Source organism: Clostridium paraputrificum, assembly GCF_900447045.1.
GTDB lineage: Bacteria > Bacillota > Clostridia > Clostridiales > Clostridiaceae > Clostridium > Clostridium paraputrificum.
The window spans coordinates 497,582-509,505 of record NZ_UAWH01000014.1; the positions used below are offsets into that span (position 1 = coordinate 497,582).

Sequence of the window (11,924 nt, forward strand, 5' to 3'; positions counted from 1 at the left end):
TAACTAAGGAGGATTAGCCGTTGCAAAAAATAGCTTTAGTAACTGATAGCAGTTGTGATTTAGGGGAAAAGACAAGAAGAGATAATAATGTAGAAATGCTACCTTTTAGAATTATTTACAAAGATAAAGAGTTTTTGGATCAAGTAAATATTACACATGATGAGTTATATAAGTCATTAAGTGAGGAAATTCCAACAACTTCTCTACCTGATTTAGAATATACGGAAAACTTAGTATGCAGGTTAAAAGAAGAGGGGTATACAGATGTTATAGTAATTACAGTCTCAAGCAGGTTATCTGGTACTCTAAATAGTATAAAGTTATTGGTGGAAGATCACAAAGAATTAAACTTTCATTTTTATGACAGTAAGACCTTAGGGTTCCCGGTTGGAGCATTGGTGTTAGAAGCATCCTTGATGATAAGAGCAGGACTAACTCCTAAAGAAATAATAGACAAGCTACATGAAGTAAAAACAAAACTACATGCATATGTTACTTTAAACACTTTAGAATTTTTAAGAAAAGGTGGAAGAATAGGTAGAGTAGCAGGAGCAGTAGGTGAAATATTACATTTAAAGCCAATAATTTCCGCAAATGAAGAAGGGGAATTATATTCATGGGGTAAGTGTAGAGGTAGAAAACAAGCAATATCCAAGTTAAGATCAATTATCCATGAGCGTTTAGAGAATGCTAGATGCAAGGTTTGGATATTAAGTGGTGCTTCACACGATGAAGCTGTGGCCTTATATGAAAGTGTAAAAAGTCATACAAATATATCTCATATATCATTAGAGATGATAGGAGCCACTATGGGAGTACATACTGGACCAGGAGCGCTGGGAGTTTGCATATTAGAAGAATAAATTATAAGAAGGAAAGATTGCTTTGCAATTTTCCTTCTTTTTTCTTACCTTAAGTACGAAGGGAATAAATACCTACCCTGCCTTTTAATTATCTAGAAAAGTATGAAATTTAATGATAATTATATTGAAGTTTTGATAGTGTTGTTATATATTATATATAACAGATAAGTGGAGGGGTAATTATGTTAGAGATAAATAATTTTTCTAAAATATACAAAGGTAATAAAAGAGCAGTAGATACTATTTCATTAGAGGTTAAAGAGGGAGAAATATTTGGCTTTATTGGACACAATGGGGCAGGTAAAACTACAACTATAAAATCAATTGTTGGAATAAACGAATTTGATGAGGGTGATATATTAATAAATGGAATGTCTATAAAGGATAATCCAATTGAATGTAAAAAGATTATGGCATATATACCTGATAATCCAGATTTATATGAATCATTAACAGCAATACAGTATTTAAATTTTGTGGCAGATGTTTATGGAGTGTCAGAAACTCAAAGAGAAGAGTTGATAAAAAAGTATGGAGATGCCTTTGAGATAACTAATAATTTGGGAAGTTTAATATCATCATACTCACATGGTATGAAGCAAAAGTTAGCAATAATATCTGCATTAATTCATAAGCCTAAATTATTAGTACTTGATGAACCTTTTGTTGGGTTAGACCCAAAGGCTTCTCATACTTTAAAAGGAATAATGAAGGAGATATGTGAAGAGGGAGCATCTATATTTTTCTCAAGTCATGTATTAGAGGTGGTGGAAAAACTATGTAGTAGAATAGCCATTATAAAGGATGGGAAGATAGCTGCATATGGTACTGTTGATGAAGTTAAGGGTACAAGTTCCTTAGAAGATGTGTTTATGGAGTTGATTGATAATGAATAGTTTGTTTAGATTATTAAAAATAAATTATATAAATAACTTTGGATTAAATGCAGTAATTAATAAAAAAATAGCAAAAGAAGATAAAAGCAAAAGTATTAAGAGTTTTGGAATGATGCTAGTTATAGCTATATCAGTAATAATCATGGCAACAGTTTATGCAGAAATAATAGGAGAGGCTTTAGCTCAAATTAACTTAGTACATTTATTACCAATGATAGCTTCCCTAATAACTGTATTGATTATATTTATGCTTTCAATATTCAAAGCGGATGGCACAATCTTTGGCAGTAAGGACCTAGATTTTTTATTATCATTACCATTAAGCTCAAGGACTATTTTAGCAAGTAAGCTAATAGAATTACTATCATTGAATATTGGTATAAGTGCATTGGTTATGATACCTTCTACAATTGTTTATTATATAAAAAGTACAGCTAGTATAAGTTGCTTCTTATATATGATAGTAGGAATAGTCATTTTGCCTCTAATACCTATAATACTAGCGTCTATAGTAGCTTTTATTCTTAATATTATGTCTTCAAAGTTTAGATTTAGCAAGATTATATATAGCGTAGGTATGATTGGTGTAATAATAGTAATCTTTATAGGTTCATTGAAGGCTCAAGATTTTATGTCTTATTTAATGATGAATGCAAGTAGTATAGAAAATATTTTTGAAAAGGCATATATTCCATCTGCTTGGTTTGCATCTTCATTAATTAATGGAGATGTAGGTAATTTATTAAAGTTTATAGCTATTTCTATAGTTCCATTTATTTTATTTGTATTTATATTTAGTAGAAGCTTTAAGAAAATAAATTCTAACCTAGGAGAAAGTTATCAAAAATCTAATTATAAGATATCAAAATTAAAGCAAAAAGGTATGTATCAGACTTTACTAAATAAAGAGTTTAAGAGATACTTTGCTTCAACTTCATATGTTTTTAATACTTTGGGAATAACAGCTATGCTAGTAATAATGAGTGTAGTATCAGTATTTTCAGGGGATGAAGTATTAGGCATGATATCTAAGGGCGCTGGAAGAGTAATAGTTCTAGCGGTAGCAGCAATGTTTGGTGCAATGTCTGGAATGGCATCTACAACTCCATCCTCTATATCAATAGAAGGTAAAAATCTTTGGATATTAAAAAGTTTACCTATAGATATAAAGGATATATTTAAAGCAAAGGTATCAATGAGCTTAATATTAAGCATACCTGCTATAGTAATAAGCACTCTAATTATTTCATTTGGATTGAGTTTATCAATTATAGATACTATTTTTATAATTGTATTTGCAAGTGTTTATAATGCATTTATAGCTATTTCAGGGCTTTTCATAAACATTCTTTATCCAAAGTTTGATTGGAAACAAGAAATACAAGCAGTTAAAAATACTATTAGTGTAACTATAACATTATTTTTATCAATCATCCCTGTAGGAATAGGATTTGGAGTATATAAGTTATTACCATCAGTTAATATCATGATGTTTATGATAATATCATTAGTAATAGAGAGTATATTGGTAGCATTAGCAGTACGTATTTTAAATACTAAAGGACAGGAATATTTTAAAAAGTTATAAGATAAAGTGTAAGGAATAAATTTATTGAAATTTATTCCTTTTCTTTATAAGCTGGTGTACAATTTAGTAAATGGGAATAAATACAACATTAAGAGGTGGGGAATATGGGATGTATAAAGTTTTCACTAAGGATGCTTTTTAAAAGTATTAAACAATGTATTTTTTATATTGTTTCAATGGTATTTGCAATTATGGTGATTTTTAATATTTTTAACTTGTTGTATAACAGCGATTTTGTTAGTAAAGATCATTATGGAACATTTTCTTTGTTAACAGTAATAATTTTATTGGTATCTCTATTTTTGATAGCCTTTGCTAATATGTATTTTATATCAGGAAAAGCTAAGGAACTGTCAATAACAATACTTAGTGGTAGGTCTGTTTACAACGTTGGATTCATATTAACTATACAAAATATGATTATATGCATTATAGGTATAATACTTGGATTACTAGCTGGAGTAGGCATAATGCCTCTTATAAACACAATTGTTTATAAGAGTGCTGGGTTAGAGGTAAATCCATATGCATTTAGTAGTTTGGGTTTTCTTTTAACATCACTAATAATTATTATTCAATTTGTATTTATGATACTAGTAGATATGGGGTATGCCTATAGGAAAGAAATAATAGATTTAATTAAAGAAGAGTCAAATACAATAGATATTCCAATAACAAGAACAAAGGATTTAGAAGAAAGCATTAAGCTTGCAGGCGGTTTTTCTGGTTGGTATGGATTTCCTAAGAAAAAGGATAATGAGAAGAGAAAAAGAAGAAAAAATTATATCGTTACTTTTATCTATATATTACCTATGTTAGCACTTTTATTACCAATAAATATTGATAATAAATCACAAATTGTAATAACAACATCATTCTTATCTATAATTGGAATATTATATATACTCAAAGATTTTATTCCAGAAAAGGTTAGAAACATAAAAGAGGAAAAATATTTATATAAAGAGATTCAACTACAATCATTAAGCAACTTACTGTATTCCTTAAGAAAAGTGAAATTTTTAATTATTGTATCTATAATTTCAAGTGTTATTTTAATTAATTTCATGGCTGATAAAGATTTAATGGAATATGAAAAAATTATTACTTTAATTACATTTGTTATAACAGTATCCATAATGGCCTTAGCTACTAATTATAAGGTTTTTATTGAGGGGGTAAATAGGAAAAGGATATTTAAGCAATTGTTTTTAATTGGGTATACAGGAGATAAAATAAAAAGGATAGTAGATGAAGAAGTAATATTTTTGTATGGACTATTATTAATAATTCCTATACCACAAATATTAGGGGTACTAATATGTAATATGTTAAGTGGCGGAATAGGAGTGTTCTTTGGAATACTTATTATTCTCATTTACTTCGGAGTTTTTGTTTTAAGTGGATTAATTTCTATTTGGGGATATAAAAATATTATCTTTAAAGCTATTAGGGAGGTATAAATATGTTAGTATCTGAGATTATAGAGGTAAAAAATTTAGTTAAGGTATATGGCAGTAAAGGGCAAATAAAAGCATTGGATGGAGTAAGTTTAAGTGTAAAGGAAGGAGATTTTGTTGGTATAATGGGACCATCAGGCTCTGGAAAATCAACGCTGTTAAATATGATAGGAACAGTAGATACTCCAAGTAAAGGAGCGGTTTACTTGGATGGAGAGAATATAAGAGAATTAAGAGAAGGAAAGATAGCAGAATATAGATATAAAAATATAGGATTCATATTTCAAGAATTTAATTTACTTGATAATTTAACCTTAAGAGAAAATATATCTGTTCCATTAGTTTTAGATGGAATATCTAAAGAGGTAATTAAAGATAAAGTAGACAAGATATCCAAGAAGTTAGGTATTGAAGATCAGATGGATAAATATCCTCAAGAATGTTCTGGAGGGCAAAGACAAAGAGCAGCAGCTTCAAGGGCATTGGTTACAGAACCTAAAGTTATTATTGCAGATGAACCTACTGGAAATCTAGATACTAAAACATCCCATGAATTATTACAATTTTTAAAGGACCTAAATGAAACAGAAGGAAAGACAATTGTAATGGTAACACATGATGCTATGATTGCAAGCTATACAAAGAAATTGGTGTTTTTGAGAGATGGTAAAATAGAAGAAATAATAGAAAAAGGTAACAAAAGTCAGATGGATTTTTTCTATGATATAGTTGAAGTAACAACTAAAGAAAATAAGAATTTATTTATGGGAATGGGTAGAAAGTGATATTAAGCCTCATTTATTCAAAAGTTTACAATAGCAATTAAAGGAATAATACTTAATTGTTATTGAAATACTAAGGATAAATGAGGTGTTTTTTATGGAATTGAAAGATACTAAAACAAAAGAAATGAGCTAATAAAATGGATGTGTACAAATTGTGGTTATATATATGAAGGTAAAGAATATCATCTAATATGTCTCGTTTGTTCATATCTTCAAGAATATTATATGGATTTTAGTACAAAAGAATATGAGTAATTATGATAGGAGGATAAAAATGGGAGAATCATATTGGATAGATTCATCTGAAGGAAGAACTTATGGACCATTATCAGGCAGTGAAGACTGTCAGTGTGGCATTATAGGAGGAGGAATTGTTGGGTTAACTACAGCTTATTTATTAACTAAAAAAGGTAAGACAGTAGTTTTGGTTGATGCAAATAAGGTTGCACAAGGATGTACAGGAAGAAATACAGGTAAGGTAACAACACAACATAATATTATATATTCTAAAATTAAGAAAAAATACGATTTAGAAAGAGCAAAAAGTTATTATGAGGGGAATAAAGAAGCTATAGAATTTGTAGAAAAAATAGTGAAAGAAAATAATATAGAATGTGAGTTTGAGAAGGGAACCTCCTATGTTTTTGCAGAAACAGATGAAGGGCTAAAGGAACTGAAAGAAGAGTATGAAGTTTGTAAGGAACTTGGGATAGATTGTGATTTTGTAGATGAGCTACCTATTCCAATAGAAAGTAAAGGGGCAGTTGCCTTTAATAACGTTGCAAGTATAAATCCAAAAATGTATTGCGATAGATTAGGAGATTTAGTAGTAAAGCAAGGTGGAAAAATATATGAAAATAGCCCTGTTACTCAAGTAGAAAGTGGAGAAAAGTGTTCTTTCCAAACTAGAGAAGGAAAATGGGTACAGTGTGAACAATTGGTTTTAGCATCACATTTCCCTTTTTATGATGGAGAAGGCTTCTTTTTTTCTAGGTTAGAGCCTAAGAAAACATATGCTGTAGCTGGAGATGTTCCAGAAGGATTTGTTGAAGGAATGTATGTAAATGTAGAAGACCCTAGTAGAAGTTTACATTATATGAATAAGGAAAACGAACATTTATTACTTATTGTTGGTGATACTCATAAAATGGGAGATGATAAAAATATTAATCATTATGAAGTATTAAAGGAGTATGGTAGAGAGAAGTTTGGAATAAAAAATTATAGATATGAGTGGTCCGCAGAGGATTATTTTACACCAGATTATATACCTTATATAGGACATTTAAATAGCAAAAATGAAAATATATATGTAGCAACTGGCTTCAGAAAGTGGGGAAATACAAATGGAACTCTTGCTGGAATTATTATATCAGACTTAATAGTTTCAAGTGAGTCTAAGTATAAAGACACATTTAATCCTTCAAGAGGAAAAGCTTTTTTATCAAAGGATTTTGTAAAGTTTAATATGGAAGTTGCCTATAATTATGTAAAAGGAAAGCTGAAAATAGGTGATATGGAAATTCATCTAGAAGAGGGAGAAGGTAAGATAATAAATTTAAATGGAAGAAGATATGGTGCATATAAAGAAGGTAAACATAACGTCTACATAGTTGATATTACATGTACTCATTTAGGTTGTGAATTAACATGGAATAATACTGATAAAACTTGGGATTGTCCTTGCCATGGATCAAGATTTAATTATAAAGGGGAAGTGTTAGAAGGACCTGCAACAGAAGCTTTAAAACCATATAAATGTGGAGAAAATAAAATTAATCCTAAGATAAAATAGATTTATTTGCCATAAGAGGATATAATATTAGAATAAATATGTAAAGGGGCGTTAAATATGGTTACTTTAGAAAATGAAAAACTAGAGGGATTTTTTAATGATGAAAATAATCCTATAAAAGATATTAGTGAAGAAACTATTATTAATATGATAAAAGATAGAAATGTTGATTTTGAAAAAGCATATTATTCTTTAAGTTGTGAAAGCTGTGGTGGTGAAAAAGTTGAAAATGAAAGAGCTTATAAGTTCTTAGAATATCATTTTTACATATATACTAAAGATGGCAAATATGTAACCAATAGTTTAGCTGTTGAGGAAGAAGGAAAATCTTTTAATAGACTTGAAAGAGAAGGTTTAGTAGATAATAGTTACATAGTAAGTATTATTGTATGTGCAGGATGTGGAGCTTTTAATATTGAAATAGAAGAGTTTGAAATATAGGAGAATAACTATGAGAAAGAGTAGATTAGGGAAAGTATTAATAATATTAATGACAATATCATTTATGTTAGTTGGTTGCGGTGTAAAAGAATGGGGAGAAGAGGTAGCAGCTCCGAAGGACTTGCCAATAGCAACAATTAAAGTGAAAGATTATGGTACTATAGTAGCTGAATTATATCCTCAATATGCTCCTAATACAGTAAATAATTTTATTTCTCTTGCAAACAATGGATTTTATGATGGTATTACCTTTCATAGGATAGTTAAAGATTTTGTTATACAAGGTGGAGATCCTGATGGCAATGGTACTGGAGGTCCAGGTTATTCAATAAGAGGAGAGTTTAAGGGAAATGGATATAAGTATAATACACTTGAACACGATGAGGGTGTATTATCTATGGCTAGAGCAAAAGATAAGGATAGTGGAGGAAGTCAGTTCTTTATAGTTACTAAAAAGGCTAGTAATTTAGATGGAAGTTATGCAGGTTTTGGTAAGGTTATAGAAGGATTAGACATAGTTCACAAAATAGAAGGTGCTGAAGTATCAGGTGAAACTCCTAAAAAAGAAATAGTTATAGAAGAAATAAGAGTTGATACTAAAGGGGCTAATTATCCAGAGCCAGAAAAGTTATAATATTCACCTCATAAATTTTATGGATATTTGAAATAATATTTATGAGGAGTGTGATATTTATGAAGGCTGATAAGAGAACAAATAATGGTCCACAAAAAGGACAAAGAAGACAAAAGCTACATGAAAATCAAAACAATGTAGGAAATGAAAATGAACCATCATTTTTTGAAAATCATAATGGTGAACAATTGAAATAATTTATAAAGAAGCTGTTGTAAAGTAAATAACTATTTTACAATAGCTTCTTTGTTTTAGATAATTTTACTTATAGCTAAAACCATAAGTATTACCCCTGAAAGCCAGGATAAATTGATATTTGATTTTTCAACTAATTTTTTACCAATAAAACTACCTACTATAACAGCAAGAAAACCTATTAAGAAACATAATAAAATGGTTTGTATATATGCACTACCTGCTAAACTACTACCGAATCCAACAGCTAAGCTATCAAATGAAAGGGCAATAGCAAGATAAAGGGATTCTTTAACTGATAGTTCTTTTGATTTATCAAGGTCAGCCTTTGTTTCATCAGCATAAACTTGTAATATAAAATTAAAATCAAATAATCTAAAAGAAAAGGATTTTTCTTTATTTAAGTGTTTTTGAATATAGGTTTTAAATAAGCTTTCGAATAATCTATATATACCTAAAACCATTAGTATAGAGAAGCTTAAGGTTATAGGAAGTGTTCCTGGTAAAAAGTCTTTTATTAATCCACCAATAAATAATGATATTCCTAAAATTACAGAGCCAACAATACTAATGACTATAGAGGAAATGATAGGGATTTTTATTTTATTGCTTCCATATGCCATGCTAGCCACAAAAGCATCTATACAAATTGAAGAAACTAATAATAATGATTCTATCATAGATATACCTCGACAAATTTCTAGTTATTAGTATATATATGATTAAAATATTACTTTAGTTACAAGAAGAACTCCCTAATTTTTAGGGAGTTCTGTAGTTGATGTATATGGAGTTATGTTATTTTGCTTAATCCAATCGCTCCAAGTTGTTTTGAAATTATCATTATTTTCTTTGGTATATTTATAGAAGTTTCTTAGGAATAAAACTCTTTTATTTTCATCTCCTGGTTTAAATAAGTTAAAACCACCTAATAGAAACTGTCTTTTTATAATATCATCTAAACTTACATTTTTAGAATTTTTCATCATATCAAAGAGTGACATAAAAGTTGTTGTTCTACCAATGCCTTCTTTACAATGAAAGTGAAGCCAGTAATTATTAGGTAAATGCGTAACGAACTTTACAAATTGATCTACTGATTCATCAGTAGGTCTATCACCGTCAGTTACCGCTATTCTTAAATATTTTACATTATTTGATGAAACTAGTTTACTTTCATTTTCAACAACTGTTGGTATTAATGTATGCTTTCCATTGTCCAAAGTAATAGATTTACCAAAAGGAATTTCTGACAATTGCTTAGCTTCCTTAGCGATAACTTCTTTATAATTAAGACCAGCATTAGCTTTATCCCCAGGACCATACCAGCTTACAGCATTACCATTAATAAACCCATGTGATTCTTGTCTTAAATCTATATCCCAAAATTCATTTTTTGTATTGATATTCTTTTTTAAATTTAAGAATGAGAGTGAAGTGAATTGATAACTACCTGATATATTTAGGTTTTCAAGTCCTGTAGTGTTTCCACCACCTTTTATAACATTAGATAAATCAGCAGTTTTCCTAAAATTATGTGGAAGTGAGTCTGTATTTTCATAATCAAGTGATAAATAGACTTGTTCTACTTCCTTAGCAGAAATAGATAATGGTGATAATAAAGAAAATATTAGAATTGAAGATATAATCTTTAAATATTTTTTCATATAATTACCTACTTTCTCTTTATAAAATCTATAGTTAGTATTCCATAACATGTGAAAAATTATGATATAATTACATAGAATGTTAAGCTTAATGAATAAACGGAGGATGGAAATTGATGTACAAGATTATAGCATTAGATATGGATGGAACTTTATTAAATGATGATAAGATTATTACAGAGGTGACTAAAAAAGCACTTCAATCAGTAAGGAAAAAAGGGGTAAAGGTTGTACTAGCTTCTGGAAGACCTATAGATGGATTAAGAAGATATTTAGATGAATTAGGATTAGTAGATGATAATGAATATGTATTAAGCTACAATGGGTGTTTAGTTCAAGAAACTAAGAGTGAAAAAATAATTTCGGAAAAAGGACTAAAGGGAAGTGATCTTCACTATATTTATAATTTTGCAAGGGAGTTTGGAGTTAATATACATGCTTTTTCTCCAACAAGAGGGCTAATAACTCCTAAAAATAGTAAGTATACTGAAGTAGAAGCTGAGATTAATAAAATAGATATAAATATATGTGACTTTAATGAAATATCAGAAGATGAAAGCATTATAAAAATAATGCTTATAGATGAACCAGATGTATTAGATAAGGCAATAGAGAAACTTCCAAAGGAAGTTGGAGAAAAATATAATTTAGCAAAGAGCACTCCATATTTCTTTGAAATAATAAATAAAGAGTCTAATAAAGGGTTAGGCTTAAAAGCATTAGCAGATTATTTAAATGTTGATAAAGATGAAATAATAGCTGTAGGGGATGCTGGAAATGATTTAGATATGATTGAGTTCGCAGGACTTGGAGTGGCTATGGAAAATGGGCATAGTAATGTAAAGGAAGCAGCAAACTATATAACAAAGAGCAATAACGAAGACGGTGTTGCTGAAGTTGTTAAAAAATTTATTCTAAAATAGAATAGTAAGAGGTGAGAAGGTGCCTAATAAATATGGTAATCTACAAAAGATTTATAATGGGAAAAGAAAATATGGTATAACACCACATATTCCTGGAGGATTTATTCTGCCTGAAACTTTAGAGAAAATAGCAAGGGTTGTTAAAAAATACAACGGAGTAATAAAGATAACATCAGGTCAAAGAATATTAATAACAAACCTTGAAGAAAAAGATTTAGAAAATATATGGAATGAACTAGAAATGGAGCCAGCAGTTAAGGAACAGAATTCTGTTAAAAATGTAGAGATATGTCCAGCTGGATTCTGTAAAAGATCTAAGTTTAATACTATAGGAACTGGAATGAAGCTATTAAATAAATATCAATGGATGAGTATGCCTTGTAGAAGTAAGATAGGTGTAGCAGGTTGTAGAAATGCCTGCGGAAGTGTCTATAGTAAAGATGTAGGGGTAATAGCTGATAAGGATGGATTCATAGTTACAGCAGGAGGTTCGGCAGGTTATAATCCTAGGATAGCGGATATAATAGTAGATAAAGTTGATGAGAAGATGGCTTTAGAAATAATAGACAATATCTTTAACTATTATATAGAAAATGCAGAAATGGGAGAGAAGTTAGGCTTTTTTATTGATAGAATAGGAATAGAAGAATTTAAGAAAAGTGTTTTGAAATAGAGTT

The 11,924-nt window shown here is 29.2% G+C and carries 14 protein-coding genes; 12 read left to right on the top strand and 2 right to left on the bottom strand.

Going from position 1 to position 11,924, the window contains the following annotated elements; genetic code table 11:
• Positions 1-20 precede the first annotated feature (20 nt).
• The 10 genes from DR024_RS07335 (at position 21) to DR024_RS17670 (ending at position 8,659) form a co-directional block, all read left to right on the top strand.
• Positions 21-863 (top strand): DegV family protein, encoded by an 843-nt coding sequence (locus tag DR024_RS07335; protein ID WP_027099307.1) that lies wholly within the window; start codon positions 21-23, stop codon positions 861-863.
• A 182-nt stretch (positions 864-1,045) separates the two neighbouring features.
• The gene (locus tag DR024_RS07340; RefSeq protein ID WP_027099308.1) at positions 1,046-1,759 is read left to right on the top strand and encodes an ABC transporter ATP-binding protein; all 714 of its coding nucleotides are present in this window, start codon (positions 1,046-1,048) and stop codon (positions 1,757-1,759) included.
• Positions 1,752-3,347 carry a putative ABC transporter permease subunit gene (locus DR024_RS07345; RefSeq protein ID WP_027099309.1) on the top strand — a complete coding sequence of 532 codons (1,596 nt, stop codon included), beginning with the start codon at positions 1,752-1,754 and terminating at the stop codon, positions 3,345-3,347. Before DR024_RS07340 ends, DR024_RS07345 begins: the two co-directional genes overlap by 8 nt.
• A 104-nt stretch (positions 3,348-3,451) precedes the next feature.
• Positions 3,452-4,810 (top strand): FtsX-like permease family protein, encoded by a 1,359-nt coding sequence (locus DR024_RS07350; protein ID WP_027099310.1) that lies wholly within the window; start codon positions 3,452-3,454, stop codon positions 4,808-4,810.
• A 2-nt stretch (positions 4,811-4,812) separates the two neighbouring features.
• Positions 4,813-5,592, top strand: a complete 780-nt coding sequence (locus tag DR024_RS07355) for an ABC transporter ATP-binding protein (protein WP_027099311.1) — start codon at positions 4,813-4,815, stop codon at positions 5,590-5,592.
• 141 nt (positions 5,593-5,733) lie between these two features.
• Positions 5,734-5,847 (top strand): rubredoxin-like domain-containing protein, encoded by a 114-nt coding sequence (locus DR024_RS18215; protein ID WP_341349980.1) that lies wholly within the window; start codon positions 5,734-5,736, stop codon positions 5,845-5,847.
• A 19-nt stretch (positions 5,848-5,866) separates the two neighbouring features.
• Positions 5,867-7,387 (top strand): FAD-dependent oxidoreductase, encoded by a 1,521-nt coding sequence (locus DR024_RS07360; RefSeq protein WP_027099312.1) that lies wholly within the window; start codon positions 5,867-5,869, stop codon positions 7,385-7,387.
• A gap of 57 nt (positions 7,388-7,444) precedes the next feature.
• Complete coding sequence (locus tag DR024_RS07365; protein WP_027099313.1) at positions 7,445-7,828, top strand: DUF3785 family protein; 384 nt, start codon at positions 7,445-7,447, stop codon at positions 7,826-7,828.
• A 10-nt stretch (positions 7,829-7,838) separates the two neighbouring features.
• Positions 7,839-8,462, top strand: a complete 624-nt coding sequence (locus tag DR024_RS07370) for a peptidylprolyl isomerase (protein WP_034866946.1) — start codon at positions 7,839-7,841, stop codon at positions 8,460-8,462.
• Between the two features lie 59 nt (positions 8,463-8,521).
• Positions 8,522-8,659, top strand: coding sequence for a clostri-philic family protein (locus DR024_RS17670; protein WP_167539568.1), 138 nt, complete (start codon positions 8,522-8,524; stop codon positions 8,657-8,659).
• 54 nt (positions 8,660-8,713) lie between these two features.
• Here the strand turns inward: DR024_RS17670 and ytaF are convergent, their stop codons facing one another.
• Complete coding sequence (gene ytaF / locus DR024_RS07375; protein ID WP_027099315.1) at positions 8,714-9,337, bottom strand: sporulation membrane protein YtaF; 624 nt, start codon at positions 9,335-9,337, stop codon at positions 8,714-8,716.
• A gap of 75 nt (positions 9,338-9,412) precedes the next feature.
• Positions 9,413-10,324 carry a fused DSP-PTPase phosphatase/NAD kinase-like protein gene (locus DR024_RS07380; RefSeq protein ID WP_172458929.1) on the bottom strand — a complete coding sequence of 304 codons (912 nt, stop codon included), beginning with the start codon at positions 10,322-10,324 and terminating at the stop codon, positions 9,413-9,415.
• Between the two features lie 116 nt (positions 10,325-10,440).
• Between DR024_RS07380 and yidA the strand changes: the two genes are divergently transcribed.
• Entirely contained in the window at positions 10,441-11,247 is an 807-nt protein-coding gene (gene yidA, locus DR024_RS07385) for a sugar-phosphatase (protein WP_027099316.1), read from the top strand.
• Positions 11,248-11,266: 19 nt separating this feature from the next.
• On the top strand, positions 11,267-11,920 hold the full coding sequence (locus DR024_RS07390) for a nitrite/sulfite reductase domain-containing protein (protein ID WP_051196043.1): 654 nt from the start codon (positions 11,267-11,269) through the stop codon (positions 11,918-11,920).
• Positions 11,921-11,924: the final 4 nt, after the last annotated feature.